Origin of the sequence: Marinobacter sp. AL4B (assembly GCF_019916045.1) — a bacterium.
Classification (GTDB): Bacteria; Pseudomonadota; Gammaproteobacteria; order Pseudomonadales; family Oleiphilaceae; genus Marinobacter.
In genome coordinates, this window is the sequence record NZ_JAILWZ010000013.1 from 248,131 (window position 1) to 271,110 (window position 22,980).

Annotated in this window: 20 protein-coding genes; 7 read left to right on the plus strand and 13 right to left on the minus strand. The window is 54.5% G+C overall.

Annotated elements, in window-relative coordinates:
- Positions 1-42 precede the first annotated feature (42 nt).
- The 7 genes from K5L82_RS11475 to K5L82_RS11505 form a co-directional block, all read right to left on the minus strand.
- On the minus strand, positions 43-720 hold the full coding sequence (locus K5L82_RS11475) for an alpha/beta hydrolase (protein ID WP_133007478.1): 678 nt from the start codon (positions 718-720) through the stop codon (positions 43-45).
- Positions 721-827: 107 nt separating this feature from the next.
- Positions 828-1,196, minus strand: a complete 369-nt coding sequence (locus K5L82_RS11480; RefSeq protein ID WP_223134245.1) for a thiol-disulfide oxidoreductase DCC family protein — start codon at positions 1,194-1,196, stop codon at positions 828-830.
- 26 nt (positions 1,197-1,222) lie between these two features.
- Complete coding sequence (locus K5L82_RS11485; RefSeq protein ID WP_223134246.1) at positions 1,223-2,419, minus strand: multidrug effflux MFS transporter; 1,197 nt, start codon at positions 2,417-2,419, stop codon at positions 1,223-1,225.
- Between the two features lie 77 nt (positions 2,420-2,496).
- Positions 2,497-2,928 carry a DUF4124 domain-containing protein gene (locus K5L82_RS11490; protein WP_223134247.1) on the minus strand — a complete coding sequence of 144 codons (432 nt, stop codon included), beginning with the start codon at positions 2,926-2,928 and terminating at the stop codon, positions 2,497-2,499.
- Positions 2,929-3,033: 105 nt separating this feature from the next.
- Positions 3,034-4,242, minus strand: a complete 1,209-nt coding sequence (gene glcF, locus K5L82_RS11495) for a glycolate oxidase subunit GlcF (RefSeq protein ID WP_133007474.1) — start codon at positions 4,240-4,242, stop codon at positions 3,034-3,036.
- Between the two features lie 2 nt (positions 4,243-4,244).
- Positions 4,245-5,312 carry a glycolate oxidase subunit GlcE gene (gene glcE, locus K5L82_RS11500; protein WP_223134248.1) on the minus strand — a complete coding sequence of 356 codons (1,068 nt, stop codon included), beginning with the start codon at positions 5,310-5,312 and terminating at the stop codon, positions 4,245-4,247.
- The gene (locus tag K5L82_RS11505) at positions 5,305-6,777 is read right to left on the minus strand and encodes an FAD-linked oxidase C-terminal domain-containing protein (RefSeq protein ID WP_223134249.1); all 1,473 of its coding nucleotides are present in this window, start codon (positions 6,775-6,777) and stop codon (positions 5,305-5,307) included. Before K5L82_RS11505 ends, glcE begins: the two co-directional genes overlap by 8 nt.
- A gap of 253 nt (positions 6,778-7,030) precedes the next feature.
- Here K5L82_RS11505 and K5L82_RS11510 point away from each other — a divergent pair, with 253 nt between their 5' ends.
- From K5L82_RS11510 to K5L82_RS11530, 5 genes are all read left to right on the plus strand, one after another.
- Positions 7,031-7,801 carry an ABC transporter ATP-binding protein gene (locus K5L82_RS11510; RefSeq protein WP_133007471.1) on the plus strand — a complete coding sequence of 257 codons (771 nt, stop codon included), beginning with the start codon at positions 7,031-7,033 and terminating at the stop codon, positions 7,799-7,801.
- 88 nt (positions 7,802-7,889) lie between these two features.
- Positions 7,890-8,636, plus strand: coding sequence for a transporter substrate-binding domain-containing protein (locus K5L82_RS11515; protein WP_133007470.1), 747 nt, complete (start codon positions 7,890-7,892; stop codon positions 8,634-8,636).
- 50 nt (positions 8,637-8,686) lie between these two features.
- The gene (locus K5L82_RS11520) at positions 8,687-9,391 is read left to right on the plus strand and encodes an ABC transporter permease (RefSeq protein ID WP_223134250.1); all 705 of its coding nucleotides are present in this window, start codon (positions 8,687-8,689) and stop codon (positions 9,389-9,391) included.
- Between the two features lie 3 nt (positions 9,392-9,394).
- Positions 9,395-10,117, plus strand: a complete 723-nt coding sequence (locus K5L82_RS11525; protein WP_133007468.1) for an ABC transporter permease — start codon at positions 9,395-9,397, stop codon at positions 10,115-10,117.
- Positions 10,118-10,321: 204 nt separating this feature from the next.
- Positions 10,322-11,371 carry a succinylglutamate desuccinylase gene (locus K5L82_RS11530; protein WP_223134251.1) on the plus strand — a complete coding sequence of 350 codons (1,050 nt, stop codon included), beginning with the start codon at positions 10,322-10,324 and terminating at the stop codon, positions 11,369-11,371.
- Positions 11,372-11,396: 25 nt separating this feature from the next.
- Here K5L82_RS11530 and K5L82_RS11535 read toward each other — a convergent pair whose 3' ends face one another.
- Together K5L82_RS11535 and K5L82_RS11540 are read right to left on the minus strand one after the other, a co-directional pair.
- Positions 11,397-14,423 (minus strand): efflux RND transporter permease subunit, encoded by a 3,027-nt coding sequence (locus K5L82_RS11535; protein WP_223134252.1) that lies wholly within the window; start codon positions 14,421-14,423, stop codon positions 11,397-11,399.
- Entirely contained in the window at positions 14,423-15,508 is a 1,086-nt protein-coding gene (locus K5L82_RS11540; RefSeq protein WP_223134253.1) for an efflux RND transporter periplasmic adaptor subunit, read from the minus strand. Before K5L82_RS11540 ends, K5L82_RS11535 begins: the two co-directional genes overlap by 1 nt.
- 166 nt (positions 15,509-15,674) lie before the next feature.
- Between K5L82_RS11540 and K5L82_RS11545 the strand changes: the two genes are divergently transcribed.
- Positions 15,675-16,295: a TetR/AcrR family transcriptional regulator gene (locus tag K5L82_RS11545; protein WP_223134254.1), complete on the plus strand. Its 621-nt coding sequence runs from the start codon at positions 15,675-15,677 to the stop codon at positions 16,293-16,295.
- Positions 16,296-16,302: 7 nt separating this feature from the next.
- On the opposite strand, the gene astB is transcribed toward K5L82_RS11545, so the two are convergent.
- The 3 genes from astB to K5L82_RS11560 form a co-directional block, all read right to left on the minus strand.
- Positions 16,303-17,643, minus strand: a complete 1,341-nt coding sequence (gene astB, locus K5L82_RS11550) for an N-succinylarginine dihydrolase (protein ID WP_223134255.1) — start codon at positions 17,641-17,643, stop codon at positions 16,303-16,305.
- The gene (gene astA, locus K5L82_RS11555; RefSeq protein ID WP_223134256.1) at positions 17,624-18,721 is read right to left on the minus strand and encodes an arginine N-succinyltransferase; all 1,098 of its coding nucleotides are present in this window, start codon (positions 18,719-18,721) and stop codon (positions 17,624-17,626) included. Before astA ends, astB begins: the two co-directional genes overlap by 20 nt.
- 64 nt (positions 18,722-18,785) lie before the next feature.
- Positions 18,786-20,000 (minus strand): aspartate aminotransferase family protein, encoded by a 1,215-nt coding sequence (locus K5L82_RS11560; protein WP_223134257.1) that lies wholly within the window; start codon positions 19,998-20,000, stop codon positions 18,786-18,788.
- Between the two features lie 213 nt (positions 20,001-20,213).
- On the opposite strand from K5L82_RS11560, the gene K5L82_RS11565 reads away from it, so the two are divergent.
- Positions 20,214-21,302: a DcaP family trimeric outer membrane transporter gene (locus K5L82_RS11565; protein ID WP_223134258.1), complete on the plus strand. Its 1,089-nt coding sequence runs from the start codon at positions 20,214-20,216 to the stop codon at positions 21,300-21,302.
- 426 nt (positions 21,303-21,728) lie between these two features.
- Here K5L82_RS11565 and K5L82_RS11570 read toward each other — a convergent pair whose 3' ends face one another.
- Positions 21,729-22,910 carry an acyl-CoA dehydrogenase gene (locus tag K5L82_RS11570; protein ID WP_223134259.1) on the minus strand — a complete coding sequence of 394 codons (1,182 nt, stop codon included), beginning with the start codon at positions 22,908-22,910 and terminating at the stop codon, positions 21,729-21,731.
- Positions 22,911-22,980: the final 70 nt, after the last annotated feature.

Consider the following 22,980-nt stretch of genomic DNA (forward strand, 5'->3'; position numbering starts at 1 on the left):
TTGCCTCTTAGCCCCTGTTATCGGGTAAAGGTTGCAAAAAGATTACTCGTGCGCCGGTTTCGGTGCTACAAGCGGCTTCAGGAAACGGTCCAGATCTTTCACCTCTTCCAGGCACAAACTGTGCTCCATGCCATAGCTTTGGTACTCAGGCTCGAAGCCTAAATTTTGCAAGGTCTGATGGGCCGTTTGTCCCAGTCGCTCCATCACGATCTGATCAAACCGGCCATGGCCAATAAAAATTGGCAAGTTGCGGTTCGCGTCGCTCAATTCAATAGAATCCGCCGTGGCGAAGTAGGTAGACAATGCGAACAACCCGCCCAAACGCTCCGGGTAGCTGAGAGCCAATTCATAGGCCACCGCACCGCCCTGAGAGAAGCCACCAAGAATGATGTTCTCACTGGCAACACCGCGCTCACGCTCGGCTTTGATCAGCTCCGCCACCATGCCCGCAGACGCACGAAGCTGCTCCGCGTCTACTTTACGGTCAACGTCCATGGCAAGAATGTCGTACCAGGCGGGCATCACCATGCCACCGTTAATGGTCACCGGCAGTTCGGGTGCATGAGGGAAGATAAAACGCACAGGGGTTTCGCGAGAAAAGGCAAACTCGGGCACCACCGGTTCGAAATCATGGCCATTGGCACCAAGGCCATGCAGCCAGATAATGGTGTGTTGGGGCTCGGGACCGGTATCGATTTGCAATGCGTTCAACTTTGCCATGGGGTCTCCCGTCAATGAGGTAAATAAACCCCGCATCATACAGCTTCGATAATTTTCTACACCAGCAATCGGCTCGATTAAGTCTTCGAACCACACCGGAGCCGCAACTATCCAGAACGCTCGGCAAGCCTGCGAGCAACCCAACGATGATATAGCGCAGCCAAGCAGGGACGAATTACTGGCAATCCAATCAGCCAGGCCAGCGGTTTCAACACCGGCACCCGGGACATCAGTAGAATGTAGGCATCCATCTCTTGATGGATATCCCCCTCACTGTCTTTCACATGCAGTTCTCGCAAGGCTTTGTCCGGGTCGACACCTTGGGCTTTCAATTCCTCATCACGGCCGGTGATGTCCATCCAGCCCACGGAGTCGCCGCCACGGCCGGCCAGTTTCTCATACCAGCGGCGGTCCCGAATGCAGGTCGGGCAAGCGCCGTCGTAAAAAACCAACAATGTCTCTTTATCCTGAGCCATAGAACTCTCCTTTCGAGCGCACCTACTCAGCTGGATGAAACGGCCAGCTCCCGTGCCACCGCTTTGGGCCCGCCCCAAGCTAACACCACCGCCCCTATCGAACATACCAACATACTCGCTACGATTGGCAGTAGAGCATCGCCGCTGACCGAGGCAGACACCGCACTGACGATACCCGCAATAGTGAACTGCGACGCCCCCAGCATAGCGGAAGCCGTGCCACCGAGGTGCGGGAAAAACTCCAGCGCGTTAGCCATATTGTTAGGAACGATACCGCCCTGGCAACCAATGGCAGCGATAAAGCAGGCGGCAACCGCCCAGAACGGGCCATCGAACAAAACCACCGTCACCAGCAGCAACAACGCTGCGCACTGCAACAGCACCTGAGCTCTGAGCAGAACCACAGAGGTGAACCGGCGAAGCAACGGCCGGTTCGACAAATTCATCACCGCCATCAGCACGATGTTGGCCGCGAACAACATGGCAAAAGAACTGTTCGATACGCCAAACCATTCTTGGTAGATAAAAGAAGAGTGAGTGATAAAAAGCATCATCGAACTGAAGCACAGCACCTGAATACCCACAAAACGCATAGTGGTTTTGTGACGCAGCACCAGCATGTAATTGGTCACCAAGGTTTTCACAGGAGTGAAAGTTCTCGGCCGTGGCTTAAGCCTCGGGAACAACGCCAGCTTCAACACCACAGCCAGGAACACACTGTATGCAGCCAGCACGAGGAAGATCCAGTTCCAATGGCCTAGAGCCAACATGGCCGCGCCGAGAGCTGGTGCCGCGGCTGGCGCAATAAACATAATCAAACCAATCAAACCGAACAATCGGGCGGCCTCTTGCCCACCGACTTGGTCCCGCACAATCGCCGGAACAGATACGGCACAGAAAGCACCGCCAAAACCCTGCACCACGCGCCAGAACGCCATCTCGCTCAAACCATCCGCCAGCGCCACCATCACCGAAGCCACCGCGAACACCGCCAAGCCGAACAGTAATATGTGCCGGCGACCGTAGCGGTCTGACAGCGGACCACCCACCAACTGCGCCAGCCCCATGGTAGCGACATAGGCGCTCAAGGTAAGCCCCACTTCTGCATGGGGGACCGCAAAATCTCGGGCAATGCTTGGGAAAGCCGGCAAATACGCATCCAAAGCTAAGGGCCCTAGGGCGACGGTCATGCCAAGCAGTAAAGCGAGCTGAAAATGGGACAAGATCTATCTCCTTTTGTTAGGTAGATAGCTAACGGCAATCGGCGACAAATCTCAATGCGCGCTAACCGAGGGGCGGCTTAGTCCAGTACGCAGTGGTTGCTGTATAGCTGGCTGACTTTTCTGCGTTTTTCCCTCAGGCTGTTGCCCCGGTCATTACTGTATCCAGCTCTCAACTGCACCTGTATGCGGTCGAGTTGGGCACGGTATTTCCCGCACTTGGACGCTTTCACCTGCCCTGTGTTCGTTGCCTTGGCATATCTTTGTTTGGACTTTGGACGCAACATACGCTCAACCGATTGCCGGCTCTGACGAACCTTTTCGGATTGGCGAACATTTTCGCTTAACGGCACGGTGACGGGCTTACGCACTGTAATAGCGGAGTGCTCTTCAAGGTTCGGCGGTGTATCAGAGAAATGGATCGATCCGCGGGCATCAGTCCAGCGATATATTTCAGCGTGGGCGGGCACCGCCACCCATATACACAGTAACGTTACTGCAATCCTTCGCATGGTTTCACATCCTGTGAAGTCTCGTTATCGAATACTCGGCCGACCTACACCCCCGAGCAGAACCAGAAACCATACCGCAAAACACTGCGTAACTCCGGCACTGAGTTATCGATCCAGCAATTCAATCCAATGATTCACCGGCACCTGGGCTTTGGTTTCGAGATGTAACTGGCAGCCGATATTAGCGGTTACGATACGCTCCGGATTGCTCACCGTTAGTGCCTTCAGCTTGTTGTCTAGCAGCTTCTGACTCATCTCCGGCTGGGTGATCGAGTAAGTGCCCGCCGAGCCACAACATAGGTGTGGATCCTGCGTGGCCGCCAAATCGACGCCCGCCTTACTCAGGACGTTTTCAACCACTCCACTTTGTTTCATCGCATGCTGCAAGGTACAGGGGCAATGGAACGCCACTTTTCCCTGCCCCGCTGGAACCTTTAAAGGCTCCAGATCTTCGTTCAGCAAAAATGCTCCAAGGTCCATACAAAGCTCACTCACTCGCTTGGCTTTGCTGGCATAAACCGGGTCTTCCCGGAGCAGATGACCATAATCCTGAACCATGGCCCCACAACCAGACGCGGTCATCACGATCGCCTCTGCACCGGCATCGATCGCCGGCCACCAGGCATCGATGTTGCGGCGCATTTGCTCTAACCCGCGCTCGTGTTCAGACAAGTGATAATTCACCGCTCCGCAGCAGCCCGCTTCTGAGGCCTCCACTAACGACACACCCAGCTTATCCAGTACCCGCGCAGCGGCTGCGTTGGTGTTTGGTGCCGCAGCCGGTTGTGCACAGCCCGCCAAAGCCAGCACCAAGCGCGGATGGTTCGAAACCGGCCGAGAGCTCGGCGTTCGGCGTGGCGGAATCTTGGATCGTAAATGCCCCGGAACCAAGGGCCGAACGGCTTGCCCCACTCGCAGCAGTGGCCCAAATAGCCGGCGTTCGGGCAGCACCCGAGTCAACACCCAACGCAACCATCGCTGCTGGGGCGGACGAGGCAGTTCTTTCTCCAATAACCCACGGCTAATATCCACCAACCGGCCGTATTGAACGCCCGAGGGGCAGGTTGTTTCGCAGCTTCGGCAGGTCAGACAACGGTCCAGATGCTCGCGGGTTTTTTCGGTAACTTCGGCCCCTTCCAGAAACATCTTCATTAAATAGATCCGGCCTCGCGGGCCGTCTCGCTCGTCATTCAATTCCTGGTAGGTGGGGCAAGTAGCGGTGCAGAAACCACAATGAACGCAAGCTCGAAGAATGTCTTCGGCTTCTTGCCCTTCGGACGTGTTGGCAAAATGTTGAACCAGATTCGTTTGCATAATTACAACCAGCTGTAGAGACGACCCGGGTTAAATAACCCGTCGGGATCAAAGGACTGTTTCACGCGGCGCTGAATTACTTTTAATGCCTCCGGCTGGCTATGTATCACCTCACCGGTGCGATCCCCGCCGCTAAACAAACTGACTTGGCCTCCAGCTGCTTGTGCCATGGGCTCAAGATCACTCAACGCGGCTTGTCCCCGATACCATCGTTGAGCCCCAGCCCAATCCATCATCCATTGGCCGTCCAAAACCGGCAGGTTGGCGGCAGAACCCACAGAGAATCGCCACAAAGGTGCATTCTTATCGCCAAAGAAGTTGTGTTTCATGTCCTGTATCTGCTGCCAACACTGCTCACCGTCGCCCATGACCGAGCCCTGCCATTTTTCGGCTGTTGCTTCCACCGCGGAGCGGGCACCCGACAACCTTAGATACACTTTGCCATCCACCCAGCACGCGCCCGTGACAGGCTTGGGCTCGCCTGCTCGGCGGTTCATATACCTCACCGCCTCTTCCATAGCCATGTCCTGCACCAATGTGAGAGTGGCGGCCGGTTTTGGCATCACCTTCATACTGATTTCGGTGATTACGCCCAGCGTACCCATGGCCCCGGCTTGCAAACGCGAAACATCGTAACCCGCAACATTTTTCATGACCTGACCGCCGAAGCGTAAATGCTCGCCTTTGCCATTCAGCAAACGGATCCCCAATACCTGATCCCGGACGGAACCGGCCCAAGGTCTCGCAGGCCCAGACAGGTTGCACGCCAAGGTGCCGCCAATGGTAGATGCCTCCCCGAAACGGGGCGGTTCAAAGTGCAGGCACTGTCCTTGTTCGGCCAAAACCGCTTCAATCTCTTTGAGAGTAGTGCCTGCTCGTACCGTCAGCACTAACTCCACCGGGTGATATTCAACAATGCCGGTGTGCCCGGCCAAACTCAATTTGTCTGCGTCGGGATCAGCCGTGCGGCCCATGAAGGCTTTAGTACCACCACCGACTATATTGAGCCTTCGGCTATTGCTGCGAGCGTGCTGCACCTGCTCTTGGAGAAGGTTGATTTGTTCAGCCATGGTGCGCTCCCTGCTGTTCGTGCCTGTGTTGCTTATGTTCAAGGGAACGGTACTCCTGACAAAACTTAAGCGTAGGCACCCCCTTGCCGGGATTCAGAATACCCTGTGGGTCAAAAGCGGCTTTTACATCGTGGAACTGCTGCAACTCCTGGTCGTTGAACTGCACCGCCATCTGCCGGATTTTCTCCACACCCACCCCATGTTCACCGGTAATGCAACCGCCTACGGCTACGCACAGCTCCAGAATCTTGCTGCCGAAGGCTTCCGCCTTCTCGAACTCACCCGGCACATTGGCATCGAACAAAATCAGTGGGTGTAGGTTGCCGTCTCCAGCATGAAATACATTGGCGACCAAAAGCCCAAATTCTTCTGACACTTGCTCCATCTCCACCAGGACCTTAGCCAGATATCTGCGAGGAATGGTGCCGTCCATGCAGTAATAGTCGGGAGATATCCGGCCCACGGCGGGAAACGCGGATTTACGACCTTTCCATAATAACGCGCGCTCTTGTTCGTTTTTCGACGTACGTATAGAGGTCGCACCCAACTCACGGAATAACGCTTCTGCCTCGGCAATGTGCTCACTGACTTCTTCTTCCGTGCCATCGATTTCACACAACAGCAGCGCCTTGGCCTCTCGCGGATACCCCGCGCCACAGAAATCATCGGCGGCGATAATGGCGGGGCTGTCCATCATTTCCAGGCCGCCAGGGATAATGCCGTGCTTAATGACACCACCAACAGCGTCGCCGGCTTTTTCAATGCTAGCGAAGCCAGCCATAATCACCCGAGCGACCTCGGGAATGGGCAAAAGCTTCACCGTCACCTCGGTGACCACGCCCAACAACCCTTCCGAGCCCGTCAGCAAAGCCAGCAAATCCATGCCGCAACTGTCCAGCCCATCACTACCCAGAGTTACACGCTCGCCTTCGGCAGTAATCACTTCAGCACTGAGCAGATTGTTCACCGTCAGCCCGTACTTAAGGCAATGCACGCCCCCTGCATTCTCAGCGACGTTGCCGCCTATAGTGCACGCAATCTGGGAAGACGGGTCTGGCCCGTAATAAAGGCCATATGGCGCAGCCTGTTCACTGATCGCCAGATTCCGCACGCCGGGTTGCAAACGCGCCGTGCGGCTGAGCGGATCAATATCCAGAATTCGGTCAAACTTAGCCAGCGACAAAACCACACCTTCTTTATGTGGCATTGCTCCCGCGCTCAACCCAGTACCCGCCCCACGAGCAACCACCGGCACCTCATGCTCATGGCAGATGCGCATCACCCGCTGAACCTGTTCGACGGTTTCAGGCAACACTACTATTAAAGGAAGCTGCCGATACATCGCCAAACCATCGCATTCGTATGGTTTTAGGGTTTCTTCGTCAGTAATGACGAATTCCGGGTCTATAAAAGAACGGAAAAGCTCCGCTAACTGCGCTTTGCTTGCTTTCGACTTGGCCATCATCTGCTCTTTATTTGTTATTCACGCTAGCCTAAACAGTAGCCGAATCCTGTTCGGGCACAAGCCGACCAAAGCCCAAGACCGGGATACATACGCCACCCCAAGTCAAAACACTTGCATTGATGAATGAAACCGCCAAAATGTACGACACGTTATTGCCCCCACTTTCACCAAAATCCAACAAAATGGTGTTGATTTCCGCGGCGACAGTCCGTAAAACATGCGCCTTTGAACGACAGCCCCCAGGAGTCACCCCATGGCGGATGCAGCGCCTCTGATTTGCAGGGACATTCACAAAACCTTTAACGACCTCGAAGTTCTCAAGGGCATTTCTCTTGAAACCCGTAAAGGCGATGTCGTGTCTCTGATTGGCAGCTCCGGCTCTGGCAAGAGCACCTTCTTGCGCTGCATCAACTTGCTGGAAACGCCGACCTCCGGCGACATTATCGTTCACGGCGACCCTGTTCAGTTCAAACACAACCGCAAAGGCGAACGAATACCCGCCAGTAATCGTCAGGTGGAACTTATTCGTGCGCGTCTGTCGATGGTTTTCCAAGGCTTCAACTTGTGGTCACACATGACGGTGCTGGAGAACATCATCGAAGCCCCCGTTCATGTTCTAAAAGTACCCAGAAAAGAAGCCATCGAACGCGCCGAAGCGTATCTGAACAAAGTCGGCATTTACGAGCGCAAAGATTACTACCCTGCGCAGATGTCGGGCGGCCAGCAGCAACGAGCTGCCATCGCCCGGGCGCTGGCGATGGAGCCAGAGGTGATGCTATTTGACGAGCCTACTTCTGCGCTGGACCCAGAGTTGGTGGGTGAAGTTTTAAAAGTAATGCAGAGCTTGGCCGAGGAAGGCCGAACCATGATCGTGGTGACTCACGAAATGGCGTTTGCAAGGGATGTGTCGAGTCAGGTCCTGTTTTTGCATCAAGGCGTGATTGAAGAGCAAGGTTCACCGGAAAAGGTGTTTGATCATCCGGAATCTGAACGTATGCAACAATTTCTTGCTCCCAAGTTCTGAACACCGGTGCTATCTTGAAATCGGAACTGGATTGAAAAACTTCCATAAAAAATAAAGCCTGAATGGCAAACGAGTGGAGAAGTGACACATGAAAAAATTATTGATTGCAGCAAGTTGCGCCATGGCCATGTTTGCGAGCGGCGCACAGGCCCAGGATCTACGGATTGCGTTTGACGTGCCTTATGAGCCGTTTGAATACAAAGACGACAACGGCGAGCTGACCGGTTTTGAAGTAGAACTCGCCAGCGCCATGTGCAAAGAGCTGGAAGCCAATTGCGAATTCGTGATTCAAGCATGGGACGGCATGATTCCTGGCCTGATCGCCCGCAAGTTTGATCTGATCATGTCTTCCATGTCGATTACAGAAGAGCGCGCCAAGCGCATACTGTTCTCAGACCCGTACTACATCACTCCGGGCGGCTGGTTCGGTCCTGAGTCATTCAACACTGACGTTACCGACCTGGAAGCCATGGACGGTAAAACCGTTGGCGTTCAGCGCGGCACCACCATGGACACATACGTAACAGAGAACATGCACAGCGCCGTAACCATCAAACGTTACACCACCGCTGAGGACATGGTTCTGGACCTGGAAGGTCAGCGTATTGATGTGGCCTTTGTGGACTACCCGGTTGGCGAACAAACCATTCTGAACCGCGACGGCTACAAAGAAGTCGGTGAGCCTGTGAAGCTGGGTGAAGGTGTTGGTGTTGCCATGCGTAAGCGTGACGCCGAGCTGGCAAAAGAGATCAACGCCGCTCTTAAGACTCTGAAAGAGAACGGCACCTACGACGCCATCATGGCCAAGTACTTCAACTACGACATCAAGATTTAAACCACTCCGGGAGCAGCCTGCTGGCTGCTCCCTGCATCCCGGACTCTCTCATGCTTGACCTGAAAGGTTATGGCCCCGCCCTCGCAGAAGGTGCCGTGGTTACCATTGAGCTGGCATTTATGTCGTTGGCACTGGCGGTTACTCTTGGCCTGCTAGGCGCCTCAGCCAAACTTTCTGGCAACCGCGTACTGACTGGCATTGCCACCGCTTACACCACTCTGATTCGGGGCGTGCCCGATTTGGTAATGATGCTGCTGTTTTACTATGGCGGTCAGGTCGCGGTAAATGCGCTTTCAGATTATTTATGGGAAACCCGGGAAATCGATTTCTTTTTTCAGTTTGATCCGTTCATCTCTGGCGTGGTGACCATCGGTCTTATTTTCGGCGCTTACATGACGGAGACCTTCCGCGGTGCGTTTCTGGCGGTGAACGTTGGTCAGATCGAAGCCGCTAAGGCTTATGGTTTTACCCGCTGGCATACGTTTCGCCGGGTGATGGTCCCGCAAATGATGCGTCATGCCTTGCCAGGCATCGGGAACAACTGGCAAGTACTGCTGAAAACCACAGCGCTGGTTTCCATCATTGGCCTTACCGATATGGTGCGTGTGGCTGAGGAAGCAGCAAAAGCAGAGCGGATGCCGTTCCATTTCTTTATTCCAGTGGCAGCGGTGTACTTGACCTTGACGGCAATCACAGAATTATTCATCCGCTGGCTTGATAAACGAGCCAACGTCGGCGTGGTTCAGGGGAATTAAGCGATGCCTGATTTTATTGCCGATTGGCTGAACTCCAACGAAATTTTCACCGCCATGACTCTGATGGAATACTGGGATGGGCTGGTTACTACCGTGCACTTGGTGTTTTTATCTTTGGTCATCGGGCTGATTGTGGCGGTGCCTTTGGCGATTCTTCGTACGGTTAAGAATCCGTTTGTTTCCGGCCCTATTTGGCTGTACACCTATTTGTTTCGCGGTACGCCACTGCTGATTCAGTTGTATATTATTTACTACGGTGTGGCGCAGATTCCGGGGATTCAGGAAACCTTCTGGTGGGAGATTTTCAAAGAGCCGCTCTACCCTGCTCTGCTGGCGTTTACGCTGAATACGGCGGCCTATACCACTGAGATTATTCGCGGTGCCATTATGTCGACGCCGAATGGCGAGATTGAAGCGGCGAAGGCTTACGGTATGGACTGGTTCTTGCGGATGCGTCGGATTATTCTTCCGAGTGCGGCGCGCCGGGCGGTGCAGGCGTATTCGAATGAGGTTATTTTTATGCTTCATGCGAGTGCCATCGCAAGTATCGTTACGATTGTGGATCTTACCGGGGCGGCGCGGAATATTTACTCGCGGTTTTATGCGCCGTTTGATGCGTTTATTTTTGTGGCGCTGATTTATTTGGTTTTGACGTTCATTCTGGTTTTTGTATTTCGTAAACTGGAAAATCATTTGTTGCGGCATCAAAAGCCTGCGAATTCCTAATTCTTTTACTATTGGTGCAAGGCTAGGTGTCGGGGTGGTCTTGCCGAGAACCGCTACGAGCACATCCATGTGCGCTTCTCTCAGGCCATCCTTGGCCTTCGAAATTCTCGGCAAGACCACCCCGACACCCAGCCCCGAACCTGTTTCTGGGCCTCAAGTTTGGCCCGCTCCGGTAATCACAAAAACTATACGGGAGAGGGTTTCATGAACACGCTCACGCACCTTTTCGGCACTTCTCCCGACTGGCTTTCGCACACCCTTTCATTCGCTTCCTCTAACCTTCCTGAAACCACCTCGCAACTTGCGGACGGCACCCACGTTGCCCGAATCGCCAACGGCGTACTGTGGCTCACACCACCCGTTGAACGGGATAACCCGAACCACGAGGCCTTGATTGTTTCAGCGGGAGTTCATGGTAACGAGACGGCACCGATTGAGGTATTGAATGGGCTGGTCTCCGGGTTGCTCGCACGCGAGTGGCGATTGGCTTGCCCGCTGCTGCTGATTCTCGGTAATCCGCCAGCCATGGCAGCCGGTAAACGGTTTTTGGATGTAAACATGAACCGGTTATTTAACGGCGCTCATGAGAAGGCGGAATATGCAGACTTGCCAGAAGCTAGGCGGGCCCGGTTTATCGAGGAAATCTGTCGGGCGTTTGCCGCAGAGCATGCGTCTCTGGCTTTGAGCCATTACGATTTGCATACGGCGATTCGGACGTCGAAACAGGAGCGTTTTGCGTTGTATCCGTTTGTCGCGGGGCGATCGGTTCCGGCGGGGCAGTGTGCGTTTTTGTTGGAGGCGGAGGTGAGATCGCTGTTGCTTCAGCATAAAAAATCTACGGTGCTTTCTTCTTTTTCCTCCAGCCAGCTGAACGCCGAGAGCTTTACGATTGAGTTAGGGAAGGCACGGCCGTTTGGTCAGAATGATTTGCAGCGCTTTCATGGCATTAAACGCGCGTTGCTGCGGCGGCTTTGTGGTGCACTCGAGCAAAGCTCTCAAAACCCGGAACAACTGACAGTGTTTGAGGTGGTGCATGAGGTTTTGAATACCGGGCCGGGGTTTCGGTTTCATGTGCCCGATGATGCGTCTAATTTTACCCTGTACCCGCCGGGTACGGTAATTTGGGAAGATGGTGAGAGTTGTTACCGTGTGGGCGCAGAGGCCGAAGCGATTGTATTCCCGAATCGAGAGGTTCCGGTGGGGCAACGGGTTGGTTTAATGGTTAGAGCAAGGAATAAGCGTCAGGCAGGGTAATGGATCGCCACCCTGCCTGACGTCATCATGCCGGGGCGTTCTCGGGTTCTGCCACCGGTAATTTGATGAGTTTGGTGCACACGGCCGGGATCACCAGCAAAGTCAGCACCGTAGAGGCCAGCAAGCCGGAGATAATCGCCCATGCCATGGGTGGCCATAATGTGGAACTGGAGAGCGCCAGCGGCAGCAATCCGGCCACTGTGGTGGCGGTAGTGAGCAGTATTGGCCGGGTGCGGCGCTCTACTGCGGTTCTGACCGCATCTTTGATTGCCCTGCCCTTTTCCAACTCCCGATCCATCACGTCCAGCAGAACGATGGCGTTGTTGACCACAATGCCTACTAACGCAATCACTCCCAAAAGCGACTGAAAACCAAAGGGCGAGCCCGAAAACACCAGGCCGGGGAATATTCCCACCGTCGCCAAGGGCACGGTCAGCAAGATAATGCCCACACGGCGGAATGAGTTGAACTGCAGCAGCAAAAAGAACAGCAACAACAGCATGCCAATGGGTGCTGCGGTGAGCAGCGCGCTGTTGGCGTCATTTGAGCCCTCGGCATCGCCGCCCATTTCCAGGCGCGTTCCGGATGGCAGCGGACTGTCTTCCAGTGCTGCGTTCAGTCCGTCGAGCGCCTGGCTAAAGCTGTAGCCCTTTTCCAGATTGGCGGCTACCGCGTTCACCCGTACCCCGTTGCGCAGGTATCGGGCTGCAGGCTCCCACGTGGTTTCAGCTGTAGCCACGGCAGACAGCGGGATAGCATCACCACGGTTGTTGTAGATGTTTACCGACAACAAGCGCGACAACGACAACGAGGTACCCTCACGCGAGCGAAGCACGATGGGGATCGGGTCTTCTTCCTGTCGATAGCGTTCTGCCATGGCACCGAAACTCTGTCCATAAAGGCTTTGTGCGACATCAGCACGGGTCAGGCCATAACGGGCCGCGGTCGCATCGTCCACATTGATGGCGATGCTCGGCACACCGATGTCCAGATCGTGGCGGACGTCTACAGTGCCTTCCACATCACGAAGGATCGAATAGATCTGTTCGGTTGCCAACACTCGGACATCGTCATCCGCATGGTAAACACGCACGTCAACAGGCGCAGTGCGTGGTGGGCCCTGCCCCAGAATCCCCACAGAGATTTCCAGTTCCGGCAGGTTTTGGGCTACCTCTTTACGGATCTTTCGAACCAAGTCGGTGGTGTCTGCCAAAGTAGGCGTTTGCACCACCAGGCGAGCCCGGTTCGGTGATTGCGGTGCACGCTGCAAGTTGTAGTAGAAACTTGGGCCGGTAAAGCCAACAAAGCGGTGCACTTCCAACGCTTCGGGCTGGGTGCGAATGGCACGTTCCAGGTTCTCGGCAACTTCCGCGGTCCGGGCCTGATCGGTGCCTTCCGGCATGTACATTTCGACAATCACCCGCGGTCGGTCTGCGTTCGGGAAGAATTGCTGAGCCATAAACGGTGTCAAACCCACGCTGATGGCAACGAGCACTGTACCCAAAAGGATCAGCTTGGACGGATGTCGGTAGACCAAACCGCCGAGAACACGAGCAAAGCCAACCAGCCGGTCTTCACTCACGTTCTTGCGGGCTTTTAGAAAACGAGTCGCCAATAGAGGAACAGCCGAGATCGCCAGCAGGTAGCTGACGGACAGCGTCAGCATGATCATAACGGGAACGCCGCGGGTGAAGTCGGCAGCCCCCCCTTTAGCCATGAGCAACGGTGCGAAGGCCGCCAGCGTGGTACCGGTTGAGGCGCCAAGGGGCCCCGCCAATTCACTAACCGCTTTCTTAAGCGCATCCAAGCGGCGCATGCCGACATCCAGATAACCTTGAATGCTTTCCACGATCACGATGGCGTTATCGATGAGAATACCAAGCGAAATCACCATGCCAATCACGGCAATCTGGTGCAGTACGCCGCCACCGAGGTCGTATAGCCCCACACTGATCATCGCCACCATCGGCAGGATAGAGGCCACCAGCAGGCCCATTCGTATGCCCATTCCAGTAAACACCACCGCTACGATTATCAGTACCGAGAGCACCAGGCTCCACGCCAGATTATCCAGTCGGTCTGACACCTTGTCGGGCTGGAAAAACATTTCCCTCAGCTCGAAGGGCTCGAAGTCCGAGCGAACCTCATCTAGCCTGTTGCGGATTCGCTCCCCAAAGCGAATGGCATCGGTGTTGCCTTCTTCCATGATGAGGGATACCAAAACGACCCGTTCGCCATCAAACCAGGTTTCCGGCTGACGCGGCTCAACCGGGCCACGCCAGACTTCGGCGGCAGCTGCGAGAGGAACCTGCGAGCCATCCGGCAATTCGATGGGCGTCGCGCGAATGGCTTCGATGTCGCTGAATTCGGAGTTGGGCAAAACAGATAAGCGCTTTCCATCCACCACCACAAACCCCCCGGGCGTGGTTTGGTTACGCTGAGACAGTGTTTGCAACACTCTCTGTGGGGAAATGCCTAACCGGAACAATGCTGCGTCGTCTAACGCCAGCGTGATTTGTTCATCCACATCGCCTTCAAGCTCGATACGGGAGACACCCGGAATATCTGAGAGGTTCTGCTTAAGGCGTTCCGCAGCTTTCGACAGTTCGGTCACGGAAGGCGAACCGCCCACCGCCAGCACCACCGCGGGGATATCAATAAGCCGGTCGTCAAGGCTCATCTGACCCACGCCATCGGGGAAATCCTGTTTGGCGCGCTCCATCGCCTGACGCACCCGGTCCCACGCTGCATCGGTGTCGTAGATGCGATCCAGCAGCTTAATTCGGGCCAAGGCCACACCGGTACGGGCCGTGCCTTGACTGAAATCAACCTCTTCAACCTGCCGCAGTTCATCGGTTAAAGGCCGTAACACCAGCCGCTCAACCGCTTCGGCACTCGCACCCGGGTAATTCACTGAAATTATACCAGCGCGATAAGGAAAAGACGGGTCTTCCTGTCGGGGCATAGTGCTGTACGCAGCGAGCCCCAACAAGCAAAGCATGGTCACCACCATACCCAACAATCGCTGATAATTAAGAAGACTACGCGTCATTAGCGCACCTCCACGGTGTCGCCATCCACCAATCGTGTCATGCCGGCATACACCACCTGATCACCGGGCTGAAGTTCGCCGGGGTGCACCATCACTCGCTCACCAATCACCCGATCAACTTTTACGGGTACCCGAAGTGCCACACCGTCGCTAACACGATAAACGCTGGTGCCGGCAGCATCGCGCACCACCGCCAGCATCGGCACGGTTACAGCCGATTCCCGTACCGGCGTAATGCCTACTTCAACGGGTTCTCCGGATGACAGTGAGTTCGCGGGCAAACTAACTAGCACAGGATGCAGCTCGCCCCGAATAGAACTGCCTTGAGCAATTTCAATCACGGTTCCAGTCTCAGGAACCCGGTTGCGGTCCTGAACTTGCCAGACCGGCAATTCCATACCCACACGCACATGGCTCAGTAGATGCGCCGGCACTCGAACTTCAACTTCGCGTCCCAGCGGTGATGACAAACGCATAACCGGCTGCCCCGCCGAAACAAATTCATCGCGCTCAACCAACAAGGCTTCCAACTGACCCGCAAACGGCGCCTTCAATACACTTTCTTCTAACAGGTGGGTTGCTTCCGACAACGCTGCCTCAGCAGTAGCCATGCTCGCTCGCAACGAATCCCGGCGTGCAGCAATCTGTTCCAGGCTCTGTTCAGACACCACGCCGCGCTTATGCAGGCGAACGGAACGTTCCCACTCCCGCTGTGCCTGGTTGAACTGGGTTTTCAGCTCTTGGAGTTTGGCTTTGGCAGAGTCCTGAGCCGGTTGCAAAGCGGGGTTATACAGCCTGGCTAAGGTATCACCGGGGTTCACCATCTGGCCCAACTCTACCGGCCGCTCTTTCAGCGTTCCACTAACCTGAAAGGTCAAAGTCGCGCGTTGGGCAGCACGAACAATGCCGGAGAAACGCAGCGGAATCTCCTCCACTTGGCCCCCGGTGACCTCCGCAACACGAACCGATACCGTTGCTGATTTTTCTGCGGTTTCACTGCTCCCGCCACGACACCCCGTTAAAGACAGCATTACGAGCACGAGGGTAACAACGGTAAATGGGAGAGAACGTTTTATGGGAGACATGAACAGACAGCCCCTTTCCCTGAATGGTTAGTGGTGGGCTTGCCAACCCATGAATTACAAGCAGCCCTATTATGACGACATAATGTCACTCTTTGACAATTTGTCAATAATAGGTTTTCATCGATACTTAGTCATCGCACAGCCAGCCCTGAGGAAACCGTAAGCCATGAATGAGCCGTTGAAATCACGCCGAGAAAAGGAAAAACAGGCACGATACGACGCCATACTGGATGCGGCCGAAACCGTTTTCTCCGACAAAGGCTACGACCGCACGTCCATGGACGACATTGCCCGGACCGCCAACCTGAGTCGGGCACTCTTGTATGTGTACTTTAAAGATAAAGCGGCCATTCAGATGGGGATCATGCAGCGGGCGGGGCAAAATTTGGTGGAGCGATTTAAAGCCTCCCATTGCCCCAACGACACCGGCATCGCACAGATTCGCGCTATGGGTGAGGCCTATTACCAATTCTACCAAGAGGAACCGGAGTACTTTGCTGCGCTTACTAAAGCATCCACCGTGATTGCCGACGTGGATGAAACCCAGGCAGCAGAAATGCTTTGTTCGCGGGATGAACTGATCGGACTCATGGTGGCCGCCCTCCAGAAAGGCCTGGAAGACAACACCATGAATAAAGAACGTATTACCGACCCTACCCAGACAGCTCTCTATTTGAGAGGCGCCTTGCACGGCGTGATCATGTTGTGCGAAGGAGAAAGCATGCCTTCCGACACGCTGATCCAGCACACCATGGAAATGCTGTCACACTCGATAGCAACCCAGTAAACCGGTGCTACCGCTGAAAATCGTAGATAGAGCCAAGCTGCAGAATGCCGGTGAGTTCGTCCAAAGCCTGTCGGACTTCATTCAATAGCTTTGGGTCTGCGAGGTCTTGCTGAACGAGCCGGTCGCGGTAATGAGTTTCCACCCAGGTTGTCAGCCGCGCGTAGAGTTCGTCGGTTAGCACCGCTCCCTGATTGATTGCGTGGCGTTCTTCATCATTCAGAACCACCCGTAAACGCAAACACGCAGGCCCCCCGCCATTACGCATGGACTGTTTCACATCCATCACTTCGACCGAAGTAATCGGGCCATCGGACACCACCAACTCATCCAGATACCGGCTAACCGAAACAACCTCCCGACACTCGCCCGGCACCACCAGTAACATGCCGTCAGAACTGTTCAACAACTGGCTATTAAACAGATACGAAGACACGGCATCTTCCAGTGGCACCTGCGCTGCGGTCACGTTGATCGCTTCCAGTTCGCCCCCCCGCAAGCGTTCACGGATCTCAGCCAGCACCCTGGCCTCGTCCAAAAAAGCCAACTCGTGGTAAAACAGGCAATTGCCATTGCCTACCGCAATCACATCGTTATGAAACACGCCGGCATCAATAGCGGCTGGATTTTGCTGGGCGAACACCGTGTTCCGGCTCGACAAACCGTGCAACCGGGCGATCGATTGGGAGGCTTCCAGCGTTTGGCGCGCCGGGTACTTTAACGGGGCCGGTGCTTGCTGATTAAACGCGTGCTGCCCGTATACGAACAGCTCAACGCCCGGCTCTCCGTAGTGGCTGCAGAGGCGGGTATGATTGGCTGCGCCCTCGTCGCCGAAGTGACTAACCGAAGGCAACGCGGAATGATGAACAAAGTACTGCTCGTCGCGGAAGATAGCCTTCAAAGCCCGACCAGTAACCTCGTGCTCAATAGAGCGGTGGAATTTGGCGCTGAGATTGGCTGGCGTGAAGTGAACCCGGTGATCGGCAGTATCGGCACTGGGCGAAACCGTCGCCGCGTTTGCTGTCCACATGGTGGAAGCCGACGACACAGCGGCCAAAATGGCCGGAGTTTGTTTTGCCGCAGCCTGCAGAATCTGCTCGTCACTGCCATCGAACCCCAGGGCGCGCAAAGTAGGCAAGTGAGGCCGCTCATGAGGCGGCAACACGCCCTGCATATAGCCACGATCGGCCAGCGCTTTCATTTTTGCCAGGCCCTGTAAGGCGGCTTGTTTCGGATTGGATTCCGCATTCACATTCGATTTGGACGCGACATTCCCCCAAGACAGCCCGGCGTAATTGTGAGTTGGGCCTACAAGCCCGTCAAAGTTAGCCTCAACTGCGTGTTTTGCCATCATTAACCCCTATCGAGTCTTCCAGATGAATGGGTGAAAGGCCACCGTCTTTCAGGGGCGCCAAACGAACGGTATCTCCGTTTTTTAGATGCAAAGCTTCAGCCATCGCCTGCGGAATGGTTACGGTATCTTGCCCAATGCAGCTCATTGGCAGAGTGGTCAGCCGGAAGTTATCGAACGAACGATTGAACACCATCACCCGGTGCTCCGCCGGTACATCGAGGTCTATGGGTGAATCCCCCACAACCACTTCCCGGTTCAAAGAGTCGCGCACGGTTCGAATGGTGTGCAAAAAAGCTTCAACTACCGGGCCGCCGTCGAAGATATCGACCAATCCATTGAAATTGAACCCTTCGGCTTCGAGCATTTTGAGTGCAGGGCGGGTGTTATCGTGCACTTGGCTGATGACTTCTCTGGCGGAATCGGGCAACAAAGACAGGTAAATCGGGTACTGGGGCATCAGTTCGGCAATGAAGGACTTATTACCCAACCCCGATAGCCGGTCAGCTTCTACAAATTCCATATCAAAAAATTTGCTACCCAAGGCGTTCCAAAGGGGGCTTTGCCCATCTTTATCCGACACCCCGCGCATTTCAGCAAACACTTTGTCCGAAAAGAACTCCCGAAAATCATCCAGAAACATAAAGCGACTGCGGGACAGCAACAAGCCATTGCCGCCCCCTTTATAGTCATCCGCCAGCAACAGCGAACAGATTTCAGTGGCGTCGGTCATGTCGCTGGAAAGGTGAAGGGTGGGCGTACGCACGTGCACACCCAATTCTCGGGAGGCGTTAACTGTAAGGCTCAGACGGTAGTTGTAGAATACTTCATCCTGGCCTACACGAGCCTCAATGCCACTGACGCCAACCATTCGGCCGGTTTCGGTATCCTCAAGCGCAAACAGATACAGGGCCTCTTCCGGTTTGCATCGTTTGCTGAACGAATCTGTCGCCCAGTCGATTTTGCGTTGCAGTAATTCTCGGTCGGCCGGCAGGGTGGTTAGCCCCTTGCCAGCACTCTGGGCCATGGCGTAAAGGTCGTCGAGATCCGTGGATTGAAACGGCCGAACAATCAGCATACTGCACCCTCCCTCTGTCACTTCAGAGTGTGAGCGGCTCTGGCGTCAAGCCACCGGTTTCTTATTATTTCGCCAGCTTTTTCACAGCAGCTTCGAAACGCTGAAGCGCCTCATCAATGTCTGTCTCCGGAATGATGAGCGACGGAGCCAAACGCACAACGTTCGCCCCCGCCATCAGCACCATCACGCCCTCTTCCAGCCCGGCGGTTAAAAAGTCTTTTGCACGGCCTTGCCACTGTTCGGTCAGCACGCATCCCAGCAACAAGCCAGCCCCACGCACTTCGGAGAAAACGTCATAGCGCTCACCAATCGCCATCATGCCCCGACGCAGTTTTTCAGAACGTTCGTTCACGCCTTTCAAAATCTCTGGCTGACTCACAGTATCAATCACTTTCTGCGCCACCGCACAGGCCAATGCGTTACCGCCATATGTGCTGCCATGGGTCCCCACCGCCAAGCTGGCTCCCACCTTCTCGGTTGTCAGCATAGCCGCAATAGGGAATCCGCCACCCAAGCCTTTGGCGCTGGTCAGAATGTCTGGCACCACGCCGTACATTTCGTAAGCGTACAAATGCCCGGTACGACCAACACCTGTTTGCACTTCATCAAAGATCAGCAGTGCATTGTTATCGTCACACAGCTGACGCAGGCCCTTCAGAAACTCAGGGTCCGCCGGCATGACACCGCTTTCGCCCTGAATAGGCTCAATGACCACAGCACAGGTTTTTTCTTTAGAGATAAGGGCTTTTACCGAATCCAAATTATTGAAGTCTGCATGGTGGATACCGCCCGGAGCAGGTTCAAAACCTTCCAGATACTTGTGCTGACCACCAACGCTGACTGTAAACAAGGTACGGCCGTGGAAAGCATTCTTGAAGGAAATGATTTCGTGCTTTTCCGGGCTGAAGTGATCCCACGCATAGCGACGGGCCAGCTTGAAGGCTGCCTCGTTGGCTTCGGCGCCGGAGTTCGCAAAAAACACGCGCTCAGCGAAGGTGTGATCGCACAAGGTTTTCGCCAACCGCAGCGCGGGTTCGTTAGTCATGACGTTGGACAGATGCCAGATTTTCTCTGACTGTTCCTGTAGCGCACCCAACAGCCCCGGATGAGCATGCCCCAGACTGGTCACCGCAATACCGCCTTGGAGATCCAAAAACTCTCGCCCTTCCTGATCCCAAACGCGGGAGCCTTCACCTCGCACCGGAATGATATCTCCGGGGGCATAGTTGGGCACCATTACTTCGTCAAACAATTCGCGGGATACGGGTTCTTTGTTCATGGGTTTCTCTCAGTGACGCATTACTAAGTGACAGGTTTAATCCACCATAATACGCCTCTGATTGCATAAGAACAGCCTATTGCGAGACAGTGCGATCCCCGCATTCGCTCTTGCTTAGACGTTTGTCTACCTATTGCAAATTTTGTTTGAAATATGACTCACACATTACTAAGTTGGTGCTGGTCCAACAAAAACAAATATGTGGAGACAACAATGCAGAACAATAAATTGCGAATGGCGATTCGTGCAACGGCGGCTTTGACAGTGCTGGGATTGGCTTCTCAGGCGCAGGCTTTTGAGATCGAAGCGGGCGATGTGAAGGCCGATATATATGGCTACGCAAGGCTAACCGCTACCTACGACATTAATGAACAACTCGCGGCTGACAACAGCACACTGGCTGGTGATTTCGGCAGAGTTTCAGATTCCGATAACGAGGGGCACTTCGATGCCTCGGCTGCTCAAAGCCGTATCGGTGTACGCACCATGCTTCCGCAGGACGTTAAAGTCGTTATCGAAGGTGACTTCGCAAGCGGTGGTAACTTCCGTCTGCGTCATGCATTCGGCGAGTACAACGGCATCTTGGCGGGGCAAACCTGGTCTAACTTCAGTAGCTTTACCGGCAACACGCCAACTCTCGACTTTAACGGCGCTGCCGGCTGGGCCGGGTACCAGGCCCGTACTGCGCAATTGCGTTACACCACTGGCGGGCTTTCAGTTTCTGCAGAAGATCCAAAAGGCTCAATCGATGGCGGTACCAAGAAAGACGGTACTCCAGCCTTTACAGCACGCTACGAAGGCTCATCGGACGCGCTTTCATTCTCTGCTGCGGGTCTTGTAAAACAAACCGCTTACGAAGATTCAAATGGGGATGATGACTCAACTTTCGGCTACGGTGTTTTTGGCGCAGCCAAGCTACAAGCTACCGACACACTCTCCATCCAGGGTAACGTGGTCTACACTGACGGAGCCAATGGATACCTTTACCTATCCGGAGCAGATGATGCTTACGTTGACGCTAACAAGGATCTTGAAAACGTCTCAGGCATAGGCGGAACCCTCGGCGCAAGTCTTGCTCTAGGCAGCGGTCGAAGCGTGAACCTCGTTTACGGCATGACTCAGCTAGATGTAGATGCCTCGGCAGATGAAGAGACTCGCTCCAACATTCTGGCCAACTACATGTGGACGCCGGTTACCAACGTAATGATGGGTGTTGAATACCAGTACTGGAAAACCGAAACCAAAGGCGGCGACAGCGAAGACGCGAACCGCTTGATGTTCGCAGCCCAGTACAACTTCTAAATACTTCTTTAGACGTTAACTCTTCTTTAACCCCGGCATCCGCCGGGTTTTTTTCGTTCTAGATTGGTGCAACGCGCCCCAAACTAGCCCAATCTTTCACAATTTATTGCCGCGTTCTCTTTATCCCGCCATTCAAAATCAACCAGTTACCTTCAAATAAAAACTGGCACAGCTGATGCAAACACTCTTATGACGGCAGCCGACAACTGCCCTGCTCAATATGCTGAAACTTCACGAGGTGTCATTATGAAACTAGCCAAAGACCAAAGTCTGCTGTTCGAACTGACCCAGCCTGCCGAAGCCTCCGCCATGCAGGATCTTCACAATTACTTTGATTGGATGTTTTTCGCAAACTGATTGCCCACAAACACAAAAGCCGGGACACCTGTCAGGTAACCCGGCTTTTGAATACTCTCTCAACAACAATCAGAAGAAGGCTTGAATGCCCGTTTGCGCGCGCCCCAAAATCAGCGCGTGCACGTCATGGGTGCCTTCGTAGGTATTCACCACTTCTAAGTTCACCAGATGGCGGGCAATACCAAACTCGTCGCTAATACCGTTACCGCCGAGCATGTCTCGGGCCAGCCGGGCAACCTCAAGAGCTTTACCACAGGAGTTGCGCTTCATGATGGAGGTAATCTCCACCGCTGCAGAACCTTCATCCTTCATTCGGCCCAAGCGCAAAGCGCCTTGCAAACCCAGCGTAATCTCGGCTTGCATATCCGCCAGTTTTTTCTGAACCAGCTGATTGGCAGCCAATGGGCGGCCAAACTGCTTACGGTCCAGCACATACTGTCGCGCTGTGTGCCAGCAATCTTCTGCAGCCCCTAGGGCGCCCCAAGAAATGCCGTAACGAGCGGAATCCAGGCATGTGAACGGACCTTTCAAGCCTCTAACCTCGGGGAAAGCATTTTCTTCCGGCACAAACACCTCGTCCATAACGATCTCACCGGTAATCGAAGCGCGCAGGCCCACCTTACCGTGAATCTCCGGCGTACTCAGACCTTCCCAACCTTTTTCCAGTACGAAGCCGCGAATCTTGCCGTCGTCATCTTTGCCCCAGACCACAAACACATCGGCTATCGGGCTGTTGGTTATCCACATTTTACTGCCGGTCAGCTTGTAACCTCCGTCCACCTTACGGGCGCGAGTAGCCATGCTACCAGGATCGGAGCCATGATCCGGTTCGGTCAGGCCGAAGCAACCTATCCACTCACCGGAGGCCAGTTTGGGGAGGTATTTCTGACGGGTTTCTTCATTGCCGAATTCGTAGATGGGTACCATCACCAAGGATGATTGCACACTCATCATGGAACGGTAGCCGGAATCTACCCGTTCGATCTCCCGGGCAACCAAGCCGTAGCTGACATAGTTCAGGCCACTGCCACCGTACTGCTCGGGTATGGTGGCACCTAAAAGGCCATTGGCACCCATTTCCCGAAAAATCTCGGGATCGGTGTGTTCGTTACGGAATGCGTCTACTACACGAGGCCGAAGATGCTTCTCGGCGAATTGGCGGGCGCTGTCGCGCACCATTCGCTCTTCATCGGTCAGTTGTTGGTTGAGAAGAAGGGGGTCTTCCCAATGGAAACTTGCCTTGTTGGCCATGATTTTATTGTCCACCAAATACGAAATGTCTTGCCGAGATTTGCCGCTTCAACCTAGTCAGATTGAAGCG